The organism is Nocardia brasiliensis, from assembly GCF_042691675.1.
GTDB classification, from domain to species: domain Bacteria; phylum Actinomycetota; class Actinomycetes; order Mycobacteriales; family Mycobacteriaceae; genus Nocardia; species Nocardia brasiliensis_D.
Genome location: NZ_CP170507.1, coordinates 4,852,132 through 4,875,702, shown reverse-complemented (window position 1 = coordinate 4,875,702; position 23,571 = coordinate 4,852,132). Strand labels below are relative to the sequence as shown.

Here is a 23,571-nt window from a genome sequence, read left to right as displayed (position 1 = left end):
ACACCTCCTACCGACACAGTTCGCCCGCTGTATCACCGATGTTCAGTCCCCGCCGCCGCACAGCGTGGTTCGGGCGGCAAATGGGCGGCGGCACAACCTCAATGGGGATTCATCGCGGCTCTTGCTGAATTGCCTGATGGATGTCGAGGGTGACCGCCAGCGCATCGAGCACGCTCGACAGGGCGATGCGGTTTTCGGTCTCACCACGCAGGCAGGCCAGGACATGCTCGATCATCGCGGTGTAGGTGTCCGGTCCCGCGGCGGCGAGAGCGCGACGTCCGGTGGTGGTGTACTCGACAACGGTCGAGTCCTCCCCATCGCCGAAGTGGTGTTCGAGGATGCCGTCGGTGAAGGTGGCACGATAACCGCCGCGCGTACCGTAGGGGTCGGGCATCAGTGACGACGCGCTCACCCGAGCCACCGCGTGCGGGTAGGTGAGGATCGCGTGGGCGGCCGAACCACGTTGTCCGCCAGGGACGGCTGTCGTGGACACCGATTCGGGGACGCCGAGCACTTGGCTGACGATGTCGAGGTCGCCGTGCATGACATCCAGGGCAATGGAGTCCAATCGGAGGTCGTAGCCCGGCCAGCGCAGGGCGGTGTGCATTTCGAGTTCCAGCTCCAGCAGCGTCCCGTAGGTACCCGCCTCGACCGCGTCGAACAGGATTCGGTTGGCCGGGGCGAACCGATCGAACATGTCCACGAACACTTGGCGGTCACCGGCTTCCGCCGCCGCGGTGACCTGTTGGGCGTCGGCCATCGTCAAGGCCAGCGGAAGCTTACAGAGCACGTGCTTGCCTGCCGCCACACCGCGCAACGCGTGCTCCGCGTGCAGCGCGGTCGGCAGGCAGATATCGATCAGGTCGATCGTCGCGTCGTTGTAAAGGCTGTCCAGGTCCGTCGTGGTCGGAAAGCCGTAGCTGTCATGAATGCGTTCCAGCGCGGCGGGAGTGCGGCCGAACACCACGACCTCGACGTCACCACGGGCGGCATACACCTGCGCGTGGGCTTGCCCGAATCCGGTTCCCAGCAAAGCGATCTTCATTCGCGCGATTCCCTTCTTCAGCTCAGTTTCGAGTGGGGGCGGTGAACAACCCGAAACGGTTGCCATTGGGGTCCACGATGCGCGAGTACACCAGCCCGTCAGGGTTCGAGTCGGGCCCGAATTCCACGACAGCGCCGAGGGTTTCGGCGGTGTCGGTGGTGGCGGGCACATCGTCGGTGAGGAAGCTCGGCATCAGGTAGTCCTGGCCATCGGCGCCGTGGTCGTACAGACCACCGGCAGGCCACTGGTTACCGGTGAAAATGTTGTAATACGGTTTGCCGCCAGCGGATTCGTCGAACTCGAACCGCCAGCCGAAGGCCTGTGTGTAGAAGGCGCGGGTGGTGTGGAAATCGGTGGTGCCGATCTCGAACCAGGCCATCGAGCCCGGTGCCGGGGCGTAAGCGGACTGGGTCATGTATTCCTCGGTCGCTTCGGCGCGGTCTTTGAGGTCTTCGCGCTCGGTGCGGGAGAACAGCGAGAACGGATTGCCTTGCGGGTCGGCCAGCACCGCGAATGAGGTCACCTCGGCGACCTGGGTGGGTGGAACCAGGACCCGGGCACCGAGTCCGGTGAGCCGTTCGGTGTCTCCCGCTACGTCGTTGGAGAAGACGGAGATGTTGAGTTGCTCACCGCCGGAAGGGTCTTCGTTGATCGCGCCCATCGGCCACGGCGCCGAGGGTGCCATGACGCGGATGTAGCGACGGCCGTCGACCGAAGAGTCGGGATCGACCTCGAAACGCCAACCCAAGAGCTGGCTGTAGAACTTCTCGACGGTCGCGGCGTCGTGGGTACCGATTTCGAACCAGACGACCTGGCCCGGGGACAAGAATCCCATGATTCCTCCTGGCTGTGGTTGCGTGCTTACCCAGCCACCGTAGGAAGCCAATAGGTCATCGGCCGTCCTATTACCCGGACCGGCCGGGACGGGCATTGGCGTGGGGTCAGCGGGGGATCGTCGCCAGCAGGAAGTCTCGGCCGCCGATCTGGGCTACTCGCGGCTCGGTCAGCGTGATGCGCTTACCCCGGTGGTCGAGCGTGAGGCTGTCGGCGGCGAGCACATTCTGTACCCAGTCGCTGTGCGCCCCATAGTTCAGTGCGATCCGGAGTTCGTGGCGCTGCCAGGTGATTCCGACCGGTGTGCGGTAGCGGCGGCCGGTACGTCGGCCGGTGTGTACGACGTTGGCGTAGCCGGGGAGGTGGGCGGCGAGTGCGCGGAACGCGGGGTTTGTGACGTGCCGGTTGAATCGGGCGAGTAGGCGCATCGACTGGTTGTTCACTTCGAGCTCTCCGGCTGGTCGGACGGCCAGTGTGTTTCGGTGCGGCCGGATTCGGTCACGTTGCTCAGGTGCCCGGTGGGCAACCGCAGCTGTTCACGCTACCGACGGAACTCGCGCCCGAAGGGTTGGACGCGCTCAACTCGCGGTGTGAGGCGGTGTTGTCAGGTCATAGAGGGTTACGCCGTCCACGGTGGTCGGTGTGAAAGTTTCCTGCACCCATTGGGTGATCTTCGCGCCCTCGGTGTCCGTCGACGCGCCCATTGCCTTGCCTGCGATGAAGTAGTGGATCCGGATTTGGGCGACATCGTCCTGGAATTGCGCGAGGGTGGGCGCCGGATCGCCACCGGCGAAACCGCCGATCGGCATTACCGGTCGTCCCGAATCCAGCTGGAACTCGGCCGCTTTCATCGAACTGACCGTAGCGGCCACCCAGGTGTAGTCGGTGCCGTTCTGCGTCAACCGCGCTATTACCTGTTCACTGGGTGCACCGGTCGGCTCCGGGCCGCGTGCTTGCTCGTCGCGAACGGTGGGTCCGGCCAGCGGGATCCCGCCGGTGTGTGGGTTGGCGATGGTGTGCGCGGTGTAGGCCGCCGGTCCGGCGAGCGCGACGAGTACGGCGGCCACCGCGGCGCCGGTGGCCAGACGTGCCGTGCCGAACGAGATGGTAAGGGCAGTAACGACTCCGACGACCAGCACCGCCCAGCGCAGCCACGGCAGGAACTCCGCACTGCGGGAGAGCAATACCCGGGCGGTGACCGTGGTCACTAGCAGGCACAGCGCCAGAACAGCGTGCGTCCAACGCTTTTCGCGCTCCCGCCACAGCATGACCGCGCCCGCTCCGACCACGGCAGCCACGGCCGGGGCGAGCGCGACGGTGTAGTACTCGTGGAAGGTGCCGCTCATGAAGCTGAACACCAGCCCGGTCACCAGGCCCCAGCCGCCGAACAGGATCAACGCCGCACGCTGTGGATCGGTGCGCGCTGCTCGGCCGCGCAGCACCAGCCCGGCCACCAGGAGCAATAGCGCTGCCGGGATGAGCCACGAAATCTGCCCGCCCACAGTGGAATCGAACATCCGGCCGATGCCCCTTCCGCTGGTGAACATCGCCACCCACGGGGAGTCGGAGGTCGCCGAGGTGGCACTGCCCGCGATCCGGTCGAGTCCGTTGTATCCCACGGTCAATTCGATGATCGAGTTGTGCTGGGAGCCGCCGAACCAGGGCCGCGAGGAGGCAGGCCAGAGTTGCGCGATCAGCAGCCACCAGCCCGCCCCGGCAACCATTGCCGCAGCCGCCGCGAACAACTGGACCACCCGTTTGCCGAGTTCGGGTGGTCCGGCGATGAGGTAGGTCGCTGCCAGGGCGGGTAGCACCAGTAGTACCTGGAGTTGTTTGGCGAGAAAACCGAATCCCACCAGCGCGCCGCATAATACGAGCCACCGCCAGCGGCCGTCGTCGAGTGCCCGGGTCATCGCCCACGCCGCGGCGACCATCAGCAGCACGAGCAGGGCGTCGGGGTTGTCGAACCGGAACATCAACGCCGCCACCGGAGTCAGCGCTAGCGCCAGCCCGGCGAGCAGTCCGGCGGTGGGGCCGAAGGAACGGCGCACCGTCGCCCACAGCAGCGCCACCGCCGCCACGCCCATCAGTACCTGCGGCAGCTGGATACTCCAGCTCGACAGCCCGAAGAGCCGGACACAGATTTCCATCGGCCACAACGACGCGGGCGTCTTGTCGACGGTGATGGTGTTCGCCGCGTCGGAGGAGCCGAAGAAGAACGCCTTCCATGACTGCGCACCCGCCTGCACCGCAGCGGAATAGAAGGTGTTGCCCCAGCCGTTGGCGGACAGATTCCACAGGTAGGCGCTCGCGGTGCCGAGCAGGAGCACCGCCAACGCCGGGTACTCGCGGCTCGGGTGCGGACGCCGCACGTCGGAGACGGCGGCGGCCTGGCCGAGGTCGGTCGCGGTCACCGGTCGACGCTCACCGGCGCGGCCGTTGCCGGTCCGGTCGGAGCGACTGGGACGATGGTCGGCTTGCTCATATCAACTACGTTCGTCCAGCATCCTGCAATGTCCCTGGAGGGAAGCTGGGAGAATGCTGGGAGCCGATCGTCCTGCCTCAACAATGTTCACCCACCGCTGGTGCCTGCTGAGAACTGTCGCCCTCGGCGGATGACGGGGCGGCGGGTGTGTCGTCGTTTCGGGGGAGGACGACCGTGAAGGTGGCGCCCGTGCCCGGTTCGCTGTCGACGCTGACGCGGCCGCCGTGCGCGGCTACCAGGGCTCGGACGATCGACAGGCCGAGGCCGGTGCCGCCGCTGGCGCGGGTGCGCGAGGTGTCGGTGCGGTAGAAGCGTTCGAAGATTCGCGCTGTGTCCTCGGGGGCCAACCCTGGCCCGGAGTCGGCGACTTCGAGGCGGACGTCGTCGGCACCCGGGGTGAGTCGGACGACGATCGGTGTGCCGGGCGGGGTGTGGGTGAGCGCGTTGCCGAGCAGGTTCGCCAGTATCTGCCGCAGCCGGGCTTCGTCGCCGAGCACGACCATGGTGCCGTGGCCGCGGATCTCCAGGTTGATCGGCCGGTCGGGCTGCTGGCGTGCGGCCACAGCGTGTGCGTTGTGCACCGCGTCCCCGGCCAGCGCTAGCAGATCCACCGGCTGCTGTGCGAGCGGTCGGTTGGCGTCCAGGCTGGCGAGCATCAGCAGGTCTTCGACCAGCACACCCATTCGGGCGGCCTCGGCTTCGATGCGGGCCAGCAACTGGACCGGGTCGGTGTCGCCGCCGTACCGATACAGTTCGGCGAACCCGCGGATCGTGGTCAACGGCGTACGCAGTTCGTGGCTGGCATCGGCGACGAATTGCCGCATCTTGGCCTCCGAGCGGCGTGCGGCTTCCTCCGACGCCTCGGTCGCCGCGACACCGTACTGGATTTGGGTCAGCATCGCGTTGAGTGAGCGGGCCAGGTGGTCGACCTCGGTATCCACCTCGCGCACCGGCACTCGCTGCCGCAGGTCGCCCGCGGCGATGGCCGCGGCGGTGTGCTCGACCACGCGCAGCGGCCGCAGGCTGCGCCGCACCATCAGATAGCCCAAGACCCCGAGGAGCACCAAGGCACTTGCGCCAGTGGCGATTTCGACGATGACCAGCCAGGCTACCGTCTGCTCGTTCTCGGTGAGCGGAAGCCCGATGGTCACCGAGCCGTATTGGTTGGTCGCGGTCAGCACCCGCCACCGGACGTCGGCGTCGCCGACCGAGCCCACCGTCGTCGGTCCCGCGGTATTCGGCGACGCCACGTCGGCCGCGACAGCGGAACCGTCCGCGTCGCCGGGTATCTGGAAGTAGAGCTGACCTTGCGGGCCGGTGCGCCGCTCGAAGAAGCGGTGCGGCTGTACACCGAAGGACGGTGGCGGCGCGGGAAAACCCGCGGGCACCCAGTGCAAGTGCCCGTCGCTATCGGCGATCTGCCGCATCGGGCTCGGCTCGGCCCACGAGTGGGCCGCGTCGACGAGTTGCTCATCGATCCTGTCGGTCAACGCCCGGCTCATGACCGAGGTCAGCACCACGCCCGCGCCGAGCAGCACGGACGCCGCCAGCGCGACGAGGACCACCACCAGACCCACCCGCAGCGGGATCGCCGCGACGCGTCGTTCCAGTGCCGCACCGAGCCTCGCCAGGCGACGTTTCACCACGGACCCGGTTGTGGTGCGCGCAGTACATAGCCGACGCTCCGGAGCGTGTGGATCAACTTCGGCTCGGTGGTGTCGATCTTGCGTCGCAGATACGACACATACGATTCGACGACGCTGGCGTCGCCGCCGAAGTCGTAGCGCCACACGTGATCCAGGATCATCGGTTTGCTCAGCACCTTGCCCGCATTGACCATGAAATAACGCAGCAGCGTGAACTCGGTGGGGGACAACAACACCGGCGCACCGGCCTTCCACACCTCATGGCTTTCGTCGTCGAGTTCGATATCGGCGACCCGCAGCCGCTCCACCCGGCCACGGCCCAATGTCCCGGCACGGCGCAGGATCACCCGCAATCGCGCGATCACTTCCTCCAGGCTGAACGGTTTGGTTACGTAGTCGTCCGCCCCGAGGCTCAACCCGGTCAGCTTGGCCTCGACCTGATCGCGTGCCGTCAGGAACAACACCGGAGCGTCGAACCCAGCCGCCCGCAGTCGCCGCAGCAGGCCGAACCCGTCCATTCCCGGCATCATGACGTCCACGATCAGCACATCCGGCCGGAACCGGCGCGTCATGTCCAATCCTTCGTTACCACTGAGCGCGGTAGCCACCTCGAATCCCTGGTAACGCAGGCTCGTGCGCAACAACTCCAAGATCATCGGCTCGTCATCGACGACGAGAACACGGGTCAGAGGCTCGGCGCTGCTCATCCCAACAGAATGCGCCCGCCCCATACACCCAACCTGGACCCCAGCTGGGAGTTCCCTGGGAATCCCGAGCGGTACATGGTGGAGGGCTCACTGGTAGACGCCGCAGCCATGTACCGCTACCCCGAGCGCTCCGGGCGGCTATCGGTTTCGGTCCTGAACGCCCTGCGGTAAGCACCTGGTGTCGTGCCGAGAGCACGAAGGAAACGTCTGCGCAGGTTTGTGGCCGAGGAGAGGCCGACGCGGCGAGCGACGGCGTCCACTGGGAGATCGGACGTTTCCAGCAACTCTCGTGCCGCGGCGATACGCCGGGCGAGCAGCCACTGTCCGGGGCCGACGCCGAGCTGGTCGATGAAACGGCGGGCGAGGGTGCGTGACGAGACGCCGGTCCGCGCGGCCAGGTCCTCGACCGTGAGTGGTTCGCCGAGCCGCTCGATTACCCACTCCAGCAATGGTGCGAGCGAACCATCGATCTGCACCGGGTGTGGCGGTGCCGCGTACTGCAACTGCCCGCCCTCGCGGTGGGGCGGCATCACCATGCTCCGCGCGACCTGCGCGGCGTACCCGGCCCCCTGGTCTGTACGTACCAAGTGCAGGCACAAGTCGATGCCTGCTCCGGCGCCCGCGCTGGTGGCCACGTCACCGTGATCGACGTAGAGCACGTCCCGGTCGATCTGGACGGCTGGAAAGCGGGCGGCCAGCTCGTCCGCCCGAGCCCAGTGCGTGGTCGCCCGGCGCCCGTCCAATACACCGGCGTGCGCCAGCGCGAAGGCGCCGGTGCAGATGCTGACCAGCCGCGCGCCGCGGGCGTGTGCGCTCCGTAGCCGGCGGATGACCGCAGGTGACGGCGGATCGTCGGTGGGCAACCAGCCAGGGACGAGCACGGTGTCTGCCCGGTCGAGCGCATCGAGTCCGGCTGTCACGAGCATGTCGTACCCGGCGGATGTCGCGACGGGTCCCGGGTGTTCAGTGCACACGCCGAACGCGTAGCGCGCCGGAATTCCGCGCCTCTCGATCCCGAACACCTCTGCCGCGCAACTGAGCTCGAAGGTCGACTGTGGTGAGCGAACAAGTGCCACGACGCGATGCATGGCAAAAAAGTACCTCGAGATGTCATCTCTGACACTCGGCCGGAGGCATACCGGTCGGGGAGGCTGACCCTATGACGACAGACCAGAACATGTCCGGTTACGAGTGGTCCGCCGTGCTGGACGCCCCGGTTCGTGAGCTTTTCCCGGGCATCCGCTCGCGCTCCCTATGGATTGGCGACAACGGTGCGAAGGCATATTTCCTCGAGATGGACCCGCACGCCCGCTGGCAGGGGATCGACGTGCACGAACCGGGCCCCGAGGAGGTCTTCGTGGTCTCCGGCGTCTTCAACGACGGGAACCGGGACTATCCCGCCGGGTCCTTCATCCATGCCCCCGCCGGTTCCTCACACATCCCACAGACAACCACGGGTTGCACGCTGTTCGTCTTCTATCCCGAAGGTTAGGTCGCCGGTCGGGGTCCGCCCGGCCGCCGTGGGCCCAGCCCCGACCCATGGCCGATTCGACCGTCGTATTCGGTTGGCTGATCCGGCGGGCAGAGGCAGCATCCGGATCAACGAAACGGATACCGTTGGGAGGAATGGGGCCGACGGTGGTCGGTGCCGACCCGGAAGCGGGAGAAGAGGTGCGAGCATGGCGGTAGCCGCGCTTGTCCTGATCGGCGTGTGGTTGTTGGTGGCCGTCGGTGCGCGCACGGTCGTCCAGTTGCGTCGCGTCGGGAACACCGAGATCCGGGTCCGCGACCGGCCCGGCACCGCTCAGTGGTGGGCGAAGATGATCTCCACCGTCGGTTTCCTCGGGATCGTTGCCGCGCCGATCGCCGAACTCCTTGGGCTGGAGCCCTTCCCGGTGCTCGATGCGCAACCCATTCGCGGCACGGGTGCCGCACTCGCCGTCGCCGGTATCGCGCTCACCTTCGTGTCTCAGCTGAGTATGGGCGCATCGTGGCGGGCCGATGTCGATCCGGACGTGCGCACAGCGCTGGTCACTACGGGCCCGTTCCGGTGGGTCCGTAATCCTGTGCTGACCGGCGTAGGAGCCACCTGCTCGGGGGTGGCTTTGCTGGTCCCCAACGCCGTCGCGCTGGGCGGGCTCGTGTTCGCTCTCGCCGCCATCGAAATCCAGGTCAGACAGGTCGAAGAGCCGTATCTGCGCTCTGCCCACGGGGCCGCGTACGCGGAATATGCAGCCCACACGGGCCGATTCCTGCCCTTGCTCGGGCGGCAGCGGTAACTTCGCTGGCGACCGGGACGAGGCGGGCGGTGGCCAGCCGTCATGGCGGCCCCAGGTCGACCATCGTTGCCATGGCGGACGTGCGATGCGAGGGCGGGATATCGCACCGGAGCAAGTCCGCGGCTCTGCGGAACTCGGCCGATCGCGATTCGGCGGCTTCCGTTGCCGTGCTGAGCAAGGTGGCGTCGAGGTCGGCGATATGGTCGGCGATGCGTTGGGTTTCGGGTATTCCCAAACCGGCGGCGATCGTCAGGGCGGCCTTCCAGTGCTGGCGGGCAACGGAAAAGCGCGTCGACTGATGGTTGACCCCGGCGATGGCGTCATAGGCGAGCACCTCTTCGTAAGGTGAGCCGGACGCGGACGCGATCTGGAGTGCTCGCTCGTAGTGCGCGAGTGCTTCCCGATGGTGTTCTTGCCGACGATGGACATCGCCGATACCCAGATGTGCGCAACACTCGAGAACCAGGTCATTGTTGCGCTCGGCGAGAGCCAGCGCTGTCCGGAAGTTGTCGAGCGCGGTCTCGTACTGCTTCGTATGACAAGAGGCGTGCCCGATTCGAATCGAAAGATAGTTGTGGAAGAGCGTGTTCGATGACATCGGCGCCAGCGTTTTCCCGGCGTCCGCCAGGTGGGCGAGGGCGTCGTCATATCTGCCGATCCGAATATCGGTGTCGCTCATGCGCATCAGGGCACAGGAGCGTAGATAGGGGTCGCCGGTGTCGTCGGCGACGCTCAGGGCTTGCCGGAGATGGGCGAGTGCGTCGTCGCAGTAGCCCATCCGTTCGTAGACCTGCCCCAGGCCCTGTAGCGCGTAGCCTTCCATGAACTTGTCATCGATCGAGCGCGACAATGACAGGGCTTGGTGGTAGCCCATCAGCGCATCCCGATAACGCGCCAAACGGAAGTAGACCAGCCCACTGTGGTGCATGGCTCTGGCCGCATTGGAGTAGTCACCCAGACCGTGGGCCAGTCGGATGGAATCGTCGAGCACCATTAAAGCCTGCTGGTAGTGCCGAATTCGCCAGAGTGTGTAGCCGAGATTGACCAGCAGACGGCACTCTTCCGCGTGTTCACCGTTGCTGCGGGCGACCTCGACGGCGTCGAAGTGCAACGTGATCACGTCGTCGGAGCATCGAAGGCCGGTCACGTACGGCCACCACAGCACTTCGGAGAACAGCCTGGTGTAGTCGGACCAGCGGGCCCGAGTCGCTTCTCTGGCAATGGCCAGCAGGTTGAGCCGCTCGCTGTGCAACCAGGCCACGCATTCATGGTGACCGGCCAGCGCGGGCGTCGGTGTGGCCGGCTCGGGCAGGTGACCGATACGAATTGTGCGGTCCGGCAGGATTTTCGTACCGACCGACCAAGCGGCATACCGGTAGTAGTCGAACAACCGGGTCAACGCCGCGCTGCAGTCGATATCGGACGGCTGACTCAGTGTCGCGGCGTAATCCCGCACCAGGTTGTGAAACCGGTAGCGCCCGGACACCACCTGCTCCAGCAGATGAACATCGACCAGAGCTTCCAAAATCTGCTCGGCCGCGTCGACCCCGATCTCGGCCAGGGCAGCGGTGGCATAGGTATCGAAGTCGCGGCCGGGGTGCAATCCGAGCAGCCGGAACACGCGTTGTTGTTCGATCGGCAGATCTTGAAAGCTCGCGGTGAGTGCGGCGGCCACGCTCCGGGACCCCGCGGACAGGTGCTCGAGTCGATGGCTGGGGTGGCGAAGCCGTTCGGCCAACCGGTCGATGGGCCAGACCGGCCGCGCGCGGAGGCGGCCTGCCGCGATTCGGATCGCCAGCGGCAGATAACCGCACAGCCGAACGGTTTCGTCCACCGCGTCGGGCTCGGCCAGGACTCGGTCGTCGTTGACGATGGTGGTGAACAGCGCCGTCGCGTCCTCGGGCGAAAGCACATCCAGCGACAGCGTTTTGGCGACGTCGAGTTCGACCAGCCGCCGTCGGCTGGTGATCAGGACCAGACAGCCGGGTGTGCCGGGGAGCAGCGGCCGAACCTGATCGGCGTCGGCCACATTGTCCAGGACGAGGAGCGCCGAACGGGAAGCGATCTCGGTGCGCCACAACGCCGCTCGGGCATCCAGATCGGGGGGTATCGACTCGCTCGGTACCCCTACGGCGCGTAACAGCCGGTCCAGCGCCACCATCGGTTCGATGGGTGCCCGCTCGTCGGTGTGTCCATGCAGGTCGATGTAGAGCTGAGCGTCGGGATAGCGGCTGCTGAGTTGATGCGCCGCGTGAATCGCCAGCGTCGTCTTGCCGACGCCCGCCATGCCATCGATGGCTTCGATCAATACGGTCGAGCGAGCCTCGTCCGCGGGGGTGTCGGTGAGCAGGCGGCGCAGCTCGTCGCCGCGACCGGTGAAGTCCGCGATATCGCCGGGAAGCTGGTTCCGGCTCGGCGCCACCTCGGGCCGCGATTCTGTGGTACCGCCGTCGGTCGTAGCACCGACGGCGCCTATCATTGGGGCCCCTTCCGCCGGAATGTTGAAATCCGCTACGCCGTAGGGGGATTCATTCCGACCGGTCGGTGCTCCCGACGATGCGTCGAGCGGCGGTTCGATCTCGTCGCACAGGATCCGTCGGTGCAGTTCGCGAAGCTCGCGCCCCGGCTCGATCCCTATCTCTTCGGCCAGACGGCGCTGAGCGTCCTGGAAAACCATCAACGCCTCGGCCTGGCGCCCGCAGTGGTAGAGACCGAGCATGAGCAGCGTCCGGAACCGTTCCTGCAACGGGTACGAACTGACCAGCGGCGCGAGTTCGGCCACTGCCTCGGCGTAGTGGCCGCGCGCGAGCTTGATCCCGGCACGGTGCTCGAGCGCGGTCAGGTACCGCTCCTGCAACCTGCGGCGTTCGGCCTCGATGATCGGGCCCGCCAGACCGCTGAACGGTTCACCGCGCCATAGTGCCAGCGCGGCATCGGTGTGGGTGGCCGCCGCGTCGAGGTCGCTTTCGCGGCGGCATCGCTCGGCGGTCGCGATGAGCCGGTCGAACGCGACGTGGTCCGACAGCGAAGGGTCGCCGTGCAGCACGTACCCGGTCTCCGCCCACACGAGCGCCGGTTCAGCGGCCTTACGACACGGAGCGAGGACCCGACGCAGCCGGCTGACGTAGGTCTGCACACCGTTGCGCGCGTCACCTGGGGGGTGTTCGCCCCACACCCCATCGATGATCGCGTTGACCGTTACCGGCCGGTTCATCTCTAGCATCAGTGCCGCAAGCACGGCTTGCTGTTTCGCTGGGCCCAACTCGATTTCACGGTCATCTCGCATCGCCGTGAACGAACCGAGCACCCCATATCTGATCTGTGTGTGCGCCATGGACAAGCCCTCCTGAACCATGTGCTACCAGCGCTGAGCATAGGTGGCGCCAGGCACTTCCGACGCAAGAACGCAGGATAGTTACCACTTTGACCAGTCATTTACGCACTAGTACAGCGGCAGTTACGCGGCTCGAGACATCCTGATCGAGTGTGCGACAGCATGATTCGGGGGCTACGAGTTCATCGGCAGTCGACGAGCTGTCCGGTCAGCAACGGCTCATCTAGTTGTGAGCAAGCGTCCATTTCCGGGCTCGACCATGCGTCGCACCAGCTGAGTCGCCGTTTCGCCCTGCTGTCGCAGGTTGCGGACAGGGTTGTCGCCCACGGGGATTCGGGGAGGGTGACGCGCCGGTGGTCAATGAAGCGGCCCGGCGCGGATTCGTCGACGGGGGCGGCGGCAGTAGACCGGGGGCACCGCGTGTCCCCACCTTTGCCGACACAGCGAGCAGGGCGCGCGGCGGTGCTGTCCGGCGATGCGCGTGCTGAGCGGCTGCATCGTCGAAAACAAACTCGTTCGGCCAGCAGTGGATCGGTACCGCCCGGCAAAGGTGATAAGCGAGGGAGTTTGTCATGCAATCCGGTAATAAATCACTGCTGCGTAGTCTGACTTCGATTCAGAAAGAACTCTGGTTAGCGCACGAGCTTTCCGATATCCCCAATAATTGTCTGATATATATCGACATTCACGCCGAACTGGAGCTCGGCCATTTTGTCACCGCGCTGCGGCAGGTGTTCGCCGAGTCGGCAGCACTCACGGTCAATTTCATCCGTGGTGCCGAGGGGCCGATGCAGGTCGAACGGGACACCCGGGATTGGTTGCCCGCCTACCTCGATCTCACCGAACAGCCGGCCCCGAAGTCGATGGCTTTCGACTACATGTCCCGCGAACTCGAAGTGGCCTTCGATCTGGAGCTGGACGCGCTGTTGCGGGTCGCGCTGCTCAAAGTAGGTGCGGGACAGTACTTCCTGTCGATGTGCTTCCACCACATCATCATGGATGGTGTCGGTGTCGCCACTTGGGCCCAGCGAGTGCTGGATGTATACGGCGCCTTGGCATCTGGAACGCCCATCGAGCCGCCCGATTTCGTGCCGGTCGACGAGATCATCGACAGCGATCGTGCGTATCGCCGGCATCAGCAGGCGATCGACCGCGAGTACTGGCGCGGGCAGATCCCGCCCGGGATCGAACCGCTCAGACTTCCCGGCAACGCCGCACCCGGCGCGAAGCCGGGGCGGATCGGTTGCACGCGTGGCATTTCGGGTGCGGAGCTGGGCCGGCTGATCAGCTCCGCGCAAGCGATCGGCGTCAAGCTGCCCTATCTGCTGATGTCCGTCGCGGCCGCCGCCATCCAGCGCTATTCGTTACGCGATGAATTCTGTGTGCAGATACCGGTCTCGAATCAGACGGCCATCCCGCGACGAACGCCGTGCCAACTGTCGGATACCGTTCCACTGCTGGTGAATTCGAGCAGGGCACTGTCGCTGGGGCAACTGTCCGAACGGCTCCAGGCCAGCATCGCGGGCGCGCGAGATCACCTCAGATACGGGATGTCGGAGATCCGACGCGACCTGAAAATGCCGCCCGTCAAGGGGAACCCGTTCGGCCCGGTCATCAATATCATGTCCTTCTTCGGCGCCTTGCGGATGACCGGCGGAAAGGCTGACCTCCAGGTCTTCTCGGCGGGCAACAGCGGGGATCTGTCGATCGTCCTGCACTACGAAAAGCAGTCGGACCGTGGTGGATATCTGCGGATCGAGGGCGACGCGCAGCTCTACACCGAAGACGATCTCCGCGGCTACCTCGGATCGATCGCGCGGTACTTGCAGCAGGCGATAACCGATCCAGCGGCGCCGATCGGGGCAGTGGACATTCTCGGTGCCGACCGGTCGCTGGTAGTCGAGGCGTGGAACGACACAGCGGTGCCGGTTGATCCGGCCGCGACCTTGGTGGGGTTGTTCGAGGACCGGGTGCGCCTGGCCCCGGACTCGGTGGCGGTGGTGTCCGGTGCCGCGAAGCTTTCGTATCGTGAGCTCGACACCTTGGCAGACCGTGTCGCGCGGACCTTGATTGCGCACGGTGCGGGTCCGGACAGCGTGGTGGCGGTGGCACTGCCGAGGTCGGCGGAATTGATCGTCGCGATACTGGCGGTGTTGAAGGCGGGGGGTGCTTATCTGCCGATCGATCCGGGATATCCCGCCGAGCGGTTGGCTTTCATTCTCCACGATGCCGCACCGATCGCCGTCCTCACCGACGTCGGCACCTCGAAAACGCTCCCGCACCACAGAGTTCCCCTTATCCTGATCGAGCAGGCCGACGTGGAACGGCATGAGGTCGCGCGGCCCGCCGCGCCGCTGCCCGGCAATCTCGCGTATCTCATCTACACGTCCGGCTCCACCGGCACGCCGAAGGGCGTTGCCGTCACCCACCGGAATGTGGCATCGCTTTTCCTGAGCACCGCGCCGTGGTGCGAATTCGATGCCGACGATGTCTGGGCTTGGTGCCATTCCCAAGCGTTCGACTTCTCTGTCTGGGAGATCTGGGGTGCGCTCCTGCACGGCGGCCGGGTCATCGTGGTGCCGTGGGACGTGGTGCGCACGCCCGCGCAGCTGTGGGATCTCGTCGTCGGCGACGGGGTGACGATCCTGAATCAGACCCCTTCGGCGTTCCATGCGTTGGCCGAAGCCCGGTCGGTGTCCGGCACTACCGATTCCGCCCTGCGCATGGTGATATTCGGCGGGGAAGCGTTGCAGCACGCCCACCTGCAGCCGTGGTACTCGGTCGGCGGTGCCGGTGGTCCAGCCCTGGTGAATATGTATGGGATCACCGAAACCACGGTGCATGTGACGAAGCTGGGCCTGCGGGAAGCGCATGGCGCCCGGGGTGAAAGCCCGATCGGGACGCCGCTGGGGAACATGCGGGTCTTCGTGCTGGACTCGTGGTTGGCACCGGTCCCGGTAGGGGTGGCCGGTGAATTGTATGTGGCCGGTGCGCAATTGGCGCGGGGCTATCACGGTCGACCGGGGCTGACCGCGGCCCGGTTCGTGGCGGATCCGTTCGATCCGACCGGTGGCCGGTTGTACCGCACCGGTGATGTGGTGCGCTGGACATCGGCCGGGGTACTGGAGTTCGTCGGCCGGGCCGACGACCAGGTCAAGATCCGCGGCTTCCGGGTGGAGCCGGGCGAGGTCGAATCGGTACTGACTCGACATCCTTCGGTGTCGCAGGCTGTGGTGCTGGCCCGCGACACCGAAACCGGCGGCGACAAGCAGCTGATCGGGTACGTGGTCGCGGATCGAAGCGGCTCGATCGACGGCAACGGCCGGACGGGTGCGCCCGCGCTCGATGGGGGACAGGTGCGCCGGTTCGCCGCGGAGCGCCTGCCGGAGTTCCTGGTGCCGACCGTGGTGATGGTGATCGACAGCGTGCCGTTGACACCCAACGGCAAGCTCGACCGCGCCGCGCTGCCTGCCCCGGAGTTCACCTCCTCGATGGCGTATCGGGCGCCGGGCAGCGAGCGAGAACGGGTGCTGGCGGGATTGTTCGGTGAGGTATTGGGAATCGACCGGGTCGGTGCGGACGACAGCTTCTTCGAGCTGGGTGGGCATTCGCTGTCCGCTACCCGCCTGATCAGCCGGATTCGGGTGGTGATGGGCGTCGAGGTGCCGATCCGGACGGTGTTCGACGCACCGACTGTGGCGCAGTTGGTGACCCGGCTCGATGCCGGTCTCGCGATGCGTCCGACGCTGCTGGCTCGGCCCCGACCGGACGTGGTGCCGTTGTCGTTCGCGCAGCGCCGGTTGTGGTTCATCCATCGGCTGGAGGGGCCATCGGCCACCTACAACATGCCGTTGGCCGCGCGGTTGACCGGTGCGTTCGATGCGTCGGCGTTCACCGCCGCGGTCGCTGATCTGGTGGCCAGGCACGAGAGCTTGCGCACGGTCTTCGTCGAAACCGACGGCGTGCCCGCCCAACATGTGCTCGACGCGGACAGCGTCGAGGTGCCGGTGACCATCGCCGACGTGGATCCCGCCGCGGTGGACGCGACGGTCGCTGAGGCGGCGCGGTATCGGTTCGAGCTGTCCACACAGATCCCGATCCGCGCCAGCGCGTTTCGGTGTGCAGCCGATGAGTGGATGCTGCTGGTATTGATCCATCACATCACCGGTGACGGCTGGTCCGCGACGACGCTGCTGCGGGATTTGTCGATCGCGTATGCGGCGCGACGGGAAGGGCAGGCGCCGCAGTGGGAACCGTTGCCCGTGCAGTACGTGGATTACACGCTGTGGCAGCGGGAACTGCTGGGCTCACCGACGGATCCGGACAGTGTGCTGTCGCGGCAGTTCGGTTACTGGCGCGCGGAACTCGACGGCCTGCCCGAGCAACTGCGGTTGCCGACCGACCGGCCGCGGCCGCGGGTGGCCAGCTACCGCGGTGATGTGGTGTTTTTCGGTATCGATCCCGACGTGCGTACCGCGGCGGAGCGGTTGGCGGCCCGTGAGGGTGCGACGGTGTCGATGGTGTTGCAGTCGGCCTTGGCCGTGCTGTTGTTCAAACTCGGTGCCGGGGAGGATATTCCGATCGGCTCGCCGATCGCCGGTCGCACCGATGACGCACTGGCCGATCTGGTCGGATTCTTCGTCAACACCTGGGTGCTGCGCGCGACGGTCACGCCCGCAGCATCATTCACCGACGTGCTGGGTGGTGTCCGGGCAAAAGCGTTGGCGGCGTACGACAACCAGGACGCGCCTTTCGAGTTGCTCGTCGAGTTGCTCAATCCGGCCCGCTCGGCGTCGCACCATCCGCTGTTCCAGGTACTGCTGACGCTGCAGAACAACACCCTGCCCACCCTGCGGTTGCCGGGGGTGCGGGTAGCGCCCTGCATGCCGGCCACCAACACCTCGCGGTTCGACTTGACCTTCAACATCGGCGATGCCCCGGTCGGGGCGCGGAACAACGGCAACGGCTCTGCCGCCGGGTGGGACGGATACATCGAATACGCCACCGATCTGTTCGATCGCGCCACGGTCGAGGCCATGGCAGGTCGGTTGGTGCGGATCCTGCGGCAGGTGGTGTCGGAGCCGGACACCGTGCTGGGGTCGGTCGATGTCCTCGATGTCGAGGAACGCGACCTGGTGCTGCACCGGTGGAACGACACCGCCGTCCCGGTGGACCCGGACGGCACCGTGGCCGGATTGTTCGAAGCGCAGGTCGCCCGGACGCCGGATGCGGTGGCGGTGGTCTGCGGCAACAACGAAGTGTCTTATCGCGAACTCGACGTGCGCGCAGCCGAATTGGCGTCCGGCCTGATCGCCCGCGGGGTGCGCCCCGACAGCATTGTCGCAGTGGCGTTGCCACGGTCGGTGGAGTTGATCGCGGCGTTGCTGGCGGTACTGAAGGCGGGTGGTGGGTACCTGCCGATCGATCCGACGTATCCCTCGGATCGGTTGGCATTCATCCTCACCGACGCCGCACCGGTGGTGGTCGTGACCGATACCGCCACCGCTGATCTGTTGCCCGAGACCGCGGCACCGCACCTCTACCTCGACACCACCGACGTGGTGGACCGAGCCCCCTCGGATCGGGCCGTCGCGGCGGCCCCGCAGAACTTGGCGTACGTGACCTATACCTCGGGCTCTACCGGTGTCCCGAAAGGTGTTGCCATCACGCACCGCAACGTGGTGGCCTTCGCGACCAAGCCGAGTTGGCGCGACGGTGCGCACGCCAGCGTGCTGGTGCACTCTTCGGTCGCGTTCGATGCCTCCACCTATGAGATCTGGGTTCCGCTGCTGGGTGGTGGCCGGGTAGTTGTCGCGCCGCCGGGTCGCACCGATATCGCGGTGCTGGGTCGGCAATTGGTGGCGAATGGCGTTACCGCGGTATTCGTCACCACTCGGTTGTTCGAGTTGTTCATCGATCATCGCCCCGACGCGCTCACCCGGCTTCGGGAGGTGTGGGTCGGCGGCGAGGAGATGCCGCCGGAGGTGTTCGGGCGGGCTTTGCGCCAGTGCCCCGACACTCGCATCGTGCATGTGTACGGGCCCACCGAGACAACGACGTTCGCGGTCCACCGACCGTTCGAGCCCGGGGAACACTTCGATGACGTGGTGGTGCCGATCGGATCCGCGCTGGCCAATGTGCGGGTGTTCGTGCTGGATTCGTGGTTGGCGCCGGTCCCGGTAGGGGTGGCGGGCGAGTTGTATGTGGCCGGTGCGCAGTTGGGCCGGGGGTATCACGGCCGGGCGGGCCTGACCGCGGCACGGTTCATCGCCGATCCCTTCGATTCGAGCGGAGGCCGCCTGTATCGCACCGGTGATCTGGTGCGCTGGAACAATTCCGGGCAGTTGGAGTTTCTCGGCCGGATCGATGATCAGGTCAAGATCCGCGGCTTCCGAGTCGAACCCGGCGAGGTCGAATCGGTACTGGCGCAGCATCCTTCGGTCGCGCAGGCGCTGGTGGTGGTACGCGACACCGATACCGGTGACAAACAACTGATCGGCTATGTCGTGGCCGACCGGGGAGAAGACTCGGGCGGCAACGGGCCCGCTCGAATCGACCTCGTTGGCGCGGACGTACGCGCGTTCGCCGCCGAGCGGTTGCCGGAGTTCATGGTGCCGACCGTCGTGATGGTGATCGACTCGGTGCCGTTGACCGCGAACGGGAAGCTGGATCGCGCGGCATTGCCCGCGCCGGAGTCGGTGTCCTCGGTCCGATATCGGGCGCCGGGCAGCGCGCGGGAGCGGGTGCTGGCCGAGCTGTTCGGTGCGGTCCTCGGACGGGACCGGGTGGGGGTGGACGACAGTTTCTTCGAGTTGGGCGGCCATTCGTTGCTGGCGACCCGCCTGGCCAGCCGCATTCGGGTGGAGTTGGGCATCGAGGTGCCGATCCGGACGGTGTTCGACGCGCCGACGGTGGCGCAGTTGGCAACTCGGCTCGACGCGGGCGTTCAGGTGCGTCCGGCCTTGCTGGCCCGGCCCCGGCCGGAGATCGTTCCGCTGTCGTTCGCGCAACAGCGGCTGTGGTTCATCCACCGACTGGAGGGACCCTCGGCCACCTACAACATGGCGCTGGCGGTGCGGCTGCACGGGGTGGATGTGTCGGCGTTGACCGCCGCGATCGGGGACGTGGTCACTCGGCACGAGAGTCTGCGGACGGTCTTCGCCGACGCCGACGGCGTGCCGTCCCAACGGGTACTCGACCCGGACAGTGTCGAGGTGCCGGTCACGGTGGCCGAGCGGAACGCCGACGACGTGGATCCCGCCGAGCTGGACGCGGCGGTGACCGCCGCGGTGCGGTATGGATTCGATTTGTCGTCGGAGATCCCGCTCCGCGCCAACGTGTTCCGTTCGGACGCTGACGAGTTCGTGCTGGTGTTGTTGATCCATCACATCGCGGGCGATGGCTGGTCGTTGACACCGTTGCTGCGGGACTTGTCGCAGGCGTACGCGGCGCGACGGCAGCGTCAGGAACCGCGCTGGCGACCGCTGCCGGTGCAGTACGCGGATTACACGCTCTGGCAGCGCGAGTTGCTGGGGTCGTCGACCGATCCGGACAGTGTGTTGTCCCAGCAGTTCGAGTATTGGCGTCGTGAGCTCGACGGTCTGCCCGAGCAGTTGCGGTTGCCGACCGACCGGCCGCGCCCTCGGGTGGCCAGCTATCGCGGAGACATGGTGTATTTCCGTATCGATCCGGAGATCCGTACTGCGGTGGAACATTTGGCGGTTCGCGAAGGTGCGACGGTGTCGATGGTGTTGCAGTCGGCGTTGGCGGTATTGCTGTTCAAACTCGGTGCCGGAGAGGACATTCCGATCGGAGCGCCGATCGCCGGTCGGACCGACGAGGCGTTGACCGAGCTGGTCGGGTTCTTCGTCAATACCTGGGTGCTCCGCGCGGCCGTCGTGCCGGACGCATCGTTCACCGAGATCCTGGGCGTGGTCCGGGAAAAGGCGTTGGCCGGTTACGAGAATCAGGATGTTCCATTCGAGTTGCTGGTGGAGTTGCTCAACCCCACCCGCTCTGCGGCGCATCATCCGTTGTTCCAGGTGACCTTGGCATTTCAGAACAACACCCGGCCCGCCCTCGAGCTTTCCGGAGTGCGGATCGAGCCCTACCCCGCAGCCACCGCGACCGCGCGGTTCGACCTGTTCTTCAATATCGCGGAAGCCCCCGCCGGTGACCCGTGGAACGGATTCGTCGAATATGCGACCGAGCTGTTCGACCGGTCGACGGTCGAGGCGATGGCGGCTCGGTTGGTGCGCCTGCTGCGCCAGCTCGCGTCGGATCCCGAGGTCCCGGTGGGGTCGATCGATGTCCTCGACGCCGACGAACGCGAGCTGGTGTTGCGCCGGTGGAACGACACCACCGTCGAGATACCGGACTACACCACCATCACCGGTCTGTTTCGCGCACAGGTAGCCGCGACCCCGGACGCGATCGCGGTCGTTTGCGCGGACAGGAAGATGACGTACCACGAGCTCGACATTCGTGCCGATCGGCTGGCGCGAGCCTTGATCTCGCGCGGCGTGGGTCCGGATGGTGTGGTCGCGGTGGCCTTGCCCCGGTCCACCAACCTGATCGTGACATTGCTGGGTGTGTTGAAGGCGGGCGGCGGGTATCTGCCGATCGATCCGGCGTACCCCTCGGATCGGTTGGCGTTCGTCCTCGCCGACGCCGCGCCGGTTGTCGTCGTGACCGACTCCGCGACCGCACACGCACTGCCGCCGACCACGACACCGCACCTTTATCTCGACTCCATGGAGGCGCTCGACACCTTTGCGGAAGGCGACCGGGCAGGTATGGACCGGGTTGTCGCGGTGGACTCGCAGAATCTGGCGTGCGTGATCTACACCTCCGGCTCCACCGGTGTTCCGAAAGGTGTTGGTATCACCCACCGTAACGTGGCAAACCTGGTTGCCCAGGCGTGGTCGGCGGGTGTCGACGACCGGGTGCTGGTGCATTCGTCGATCGCGTTCGATGCCTCGACCTATGAGATCTGGCCCGCGCTGTGTGGTGGCGCGACATTGGTTGTCGCCGTCGAGCAGCGCTCGGATCCAGCGGAGATCACGCGGTTGGTGGAGTCGTGGTCGGTAACGAAGATGTTCGCGACACCACCGTTGCTGTCGGCATTGGTCGATCACATGGAACCGTTGCCCGGCAAGCCTTTCCAGAGTCTGCGGCAGGTGAACACCGGCGCTGACACGCTTGCTCCCGGGTTGGTGCGATCGCTGCGTGCCATCGGACAGGATCTGCGGATCGATAATCTCTATGGCCCGACCGAGGCGACGGTCGATGTGACCGCCTATCGCGTACCCGATGGTGAGCTGGGTGCGGTGGTGCCGATCGGGGCGCCGGTAGCCAATACACGGGTATTCGTGCTGGATTCGTGGTTGGTGCCGGTGCCGGTGGGGGTCCCGGGGGAGTTGTATGTGGCCGGTGCGCAGCTGGCGCGGGGGTATCACGGTCGGGCCGGGCTGACCGCGGCCCGGTTTGTTGCCGACCCGTTCGACCGGACCGGTGCTGGCCGGTTGTATCGCACCGGTGATGTGGTGCGTTGGACTTCGGCGGGGGTGCTGGAGTTCGCGGGCCGGGTGGACGATCAGGTCAAGATCCGCGGTTTCCGGGTCGAGCCGGGTGAAGTCGAAACCGTTCTGGCCCAACATCCTTCGGTCGCCCAGGCGGTGGTCGTGGCACACGACTCCGACGCGGGAAAGCAGTTGGTCGGGTACGTGGTCGCCGACCACTCCGGGGCGACCGCCGGGGAAGGCGAGCTGGTAGGGCAGTGGCGGCGGGTGTACGACGACCTGTACGGCCGAAACGGAAATGGAAAGGACGCCCGACCGGTCGACAGTGGCGAGGTCGCGTTCGGTACCGTTTTCGGCGGCTGGAACAGCAGCTATACCGGGGCCGCGATTCCGGTGGAGCAGATGCGTGAATGGCGCGCGACCACCGTGGAACGCATTCGGGCGTTGCATCCGCGGCGGGTACTCGAGATCGGTGTGGGGTCGGGTTTGATCATGTCGCACCTGGCACCGGACTGCGCGGAATACTGGGCGACGGATTTCTCGGCCGCGACGATCAGCACACTGCGGCGACAGTTGGGGGAACTGAACGGCGAGTGGGTCGACCGTGTCTCGCTGAGTGTGCGGAGCGCCGACGACACTGCGGGGCTGCCGGAACACTATTTCGACACGGTGGTGTTGAACTCGGTGATCCAGTACTTCCCGAGCCAGAGTTATCTGCGTCGGGTGCTCGAGCGGGTGCTGCGCGTGCTGGCTCCCGGTGGGGCGGTGTTCATCGGTGATGTCCGGAATCTGGCGCTGCTGGCGGAGTTCACCACCGCGGCGCAGATCGCGCGCAACGGCGGCGACGATCCGGTAGCGGTCGGCGAACGGGTCCGTCGAGACATCTCGGCCGAACAAGAATTGCTGCTGGCACCGGAGTATTTCCGTGCGCTGGGTGACGTCCTGGACATCGGTGCCGTCGACATCGAACTCAAACGCGGATATTCGATGAACGAGTTGACGCGGTATCGGTACGACGTGGTGTTGTACCCGGCTCCGACGAACGCGCTGTCCGTCGCCGAAGCTCCGAAAGTCGCTTTCCGCGACGATGATCGGTTGCGAGCGTTGCTGCGCGACCAGCATCCGGACGTCATTCGTGTCACCGGCATCCCGCACGCCGGGCTGGTCGGCGAGGTCGAAGCGACCAATCGAATCCGGGCGGGGCACTCCGGCGTCGCTACCGACGCACTCGGCGTCGGTTTCGAGGGAATGCTCGACACGATCGCCGACCGTGCGGGTGTCGTGCCGGAAGACCTGTATGTGTTGGGCCGACGACTGGGCTACACCACCGCGGTCACCTGGTCCGCGCGGCCGGATCGGATGGAGGCCGTGTTCGTCGACCCCGCGACCGCTGACGGCAGGCCACTGACCGACGTCTACACCGCCGCCGCACCCGTGGGCGATCCGGCCGGGTATGCCAACAACCCGCAGGCGGGCCTGCTGGCCGCCGACGTGCGGCGCTGGGCAGCCGACCGGTTGCCGGAGTTCATGGTGCCCGCGACGGTGATGGTGATCGGCTCGGTACCGTTGACCACGAGCGGAAAGCTGGATCGGAAAGCGTTGCCGGACCCGGAGTTCGCCTCGTCGGCGGAGTACCGGGCGCCGGACAGCGAACGCGAACAGGTCCTGGCCGAACTGTTCGCCGAAATCCTCGGTCTCGACCGGGTCGGGGTGGACGACA

General features: G+C 66.3%; 11 protein-coding genes (1 of these 11 only partly in view). 3 read left to right on the top strand and 8 right to left on the bottom strand.

The window, feature by feature from the left end:
- Positions 1-109: 109 nt before the first annotated feature.
- From ACFK0J_RS22325 to ACFK0J_RS22295, 7 genes are all read right to left on the bottom strand, one after another.
- Positions 110-1,045, bottom strand: coding sequence for a Gfo/Idh/MocA family protein (locus tag ACFK0J_RS22325; RefSeq protein ID WP_378730259.1), 936 nt, complete (start codon positions 1,043-1,045; stop codon positions 110-112).
- A 22-nt stretch (positions 1,046-1,067) separates the two neighbouring features.
- Positions 1,068-1,880: a VOC family protein gene (locus tag ACFK0J_RS22320; protein ID WP_378730257.1), complete on the bottom strand. Its 813-nt coding sequence runs from the start codon at positions 1,878-1,880 to the stop codon at positions 1,068-1,070.
- A 106-nt stretch (positions 1,881-1,986) separates the two neighbouring features.
- Positions 1,987-2,322 (bottom strand): nitroreductase family deazaflavin-dependent oxidoreductase, encoded by a 336-nt coding sequence (locus ACFK0J_RS22315; protein ID WP_378730255.1) that lies wholly within the window; start codon positions 2,320-2,322, stop codon positions 1,987-1,989.
- 135 nt (positions 2,323-2,457) lie between these two features.
- A complete protein-coding gene (locus ACFK0J_RS22310; protein ID WP_378730253.1) occupies positions 2,458-4,293 on the bottom strand; it encodes a glycosyltransferase family 39 protein in 1,836 nt (611 codons plus the stop codon).
- A 148-nt stretch (positions 4,294-4,441) separates the two neighbouring features.
- Positions 4,442-6,010: a sensor histidine kinase gene (locus ACFK0J_RS22305; protein WP_378730251.1), complete on the bottom strand. Its 1,569-nt coding sequence runs from the start codon at positions 6,008-6,010 to the stop codon at positions 4,442-4,444.
- Positions 6,004-6,717, bottom strand: a complete 714-nt coding sequence (locus tag ACFK0J_RS22300) for a response regulator transcription factor (protein WP_378730249.1) — start codon at positions 6,715-6,717, stop codon at positions 6,004-6,006. The genes ACFK0J_RS22305 and ACFK0J_RS22300 overlap by 7 nt, the downstream gene beginning before the upstream one ends.
- A 116-nt stretch (positions 6,718-6,833) precedes the next feature.
- Positions 6,834-7,805, bottom strand: a complete 972-nt coding sequence (locus tag ACFK0J_RS22295) for a GlxA family transcriptional regulator (protein ID WP_378730247.1) — start codon at positions 7,803-7,805, stop codon at positions 6,834-6,836.
- A gap of 47 nt (positions 7,806-7,852) precedes the next feature.
- Between ACFK0J_RS22295 and ACFK0J_RS22290 the strand changes: the two genes are divergently transcribed.
- Together ACFK0J_RS22290 and ACFK0J_RS22285 are read left to right on the top strand one after the other, a co-directional pair.
- Complete coding sequence (locus tag ACFK0J_RS22290; RefSeq protein WP_378742959.1) at positions 7,853-8,209, top strand: cupin domain-containing protein; 357 nt, start codon at positions 7,853-7,855, stop codon at positions 8,207-8,209.
- A 187-nt stretch (positions 8,210-8,396) separates the two neighbouring features.
- Complete coding sequence (locus ACFK0J_RS22285; protein WP_378730245.1) at positions 8,397-8,996, top strand: methyltransferase family protein; 600 nt, start codon at positions 8,397-8,399, stop codon at positions 8,994-8,996.
- Positions 8,997-9,036: 40 nt separating this feature from the next.
- On the opposite strand, the gene ACFK0J_RS22280 is transcribed toward ACFK0J_RS22285, so the two are convergent.
- The gene (locus ACFK0J_RS22280; protein ID WP_378730243.1) at positions 9,037-12,330 is read right to left on the bottom strand and encodes a BTAD domain-containing putative transcriptional regulator; all 3,294 of its coding nucleotides are present in this window, start codon (positions 12,328-12,330) and stop codon (positions 9,037-9,039) included.
- Positions 12,331-12,902: 572 nt separating this feature from the next.
- Here ACFK0J_RS22280 and ACFK0J_RS22275 point away from each other — a divergent pair.
- Positions 12,903-23,571 carry the 5' portion of an amino acid adenylation domain-containing protein gene (locus tag ACFK0J_RS22275; protein ID WP_378730241.1) on the top strand. The gene runs 4,673 nt beyond the window's last position, so the window shows 10,669 of its 15,342 coding nt (coding positions 1-10,669); it begins with the start codon at positions 12,903-12,905; its stop codon lies beyond the right edge, outside the window.

Coding starts and splice junctions, on each gene's coding strand:
- ACFK0J_RS22285 (WP_378730245.1), top strand. CDS start 8,397: ATGGCGGTAGCCGCGCTTGTCCTGATCGGCGTGTGGTTGTTGGTGGCC.
- ACFK0J_RS22280 (WP_378730243.1), bottom strand. CDS start 12,330: ATGGCGCACACACAGATCAGATATGGGGTGCTCGGTTCGTTCACGGCG.
- ACFK0J_RS22320 (WP_378730257.1), bottom strand. CDS start 1,880: ATGGGATTCTTGTCCCCGGGCCAGGTCGTCTGGTTCGAAATCGGTACC.
- ACFK0J_RS22295 (WP_378730247.1), bottom strand. CDS start 7,805: ATGCATCGCGTCGTGGCACTTGTTCGCTCACCACAGTCGACCTTCGAG.
- ACFK0J_RS22300 (WP_378730249.1), bottom strand. CDS start 6,717: ATGAGCAGCGCCGAGCCTCTGACCCGTGTTCTCGTCGTCGATGACGAG.
- ACFK0J_RS22325 (WP_378730259.1), bottom strand. CDS start 1,045: ATGAAGATCGCTTTGCTGGGAACCGGATTCGGGCAAGCCCACGCGCAG.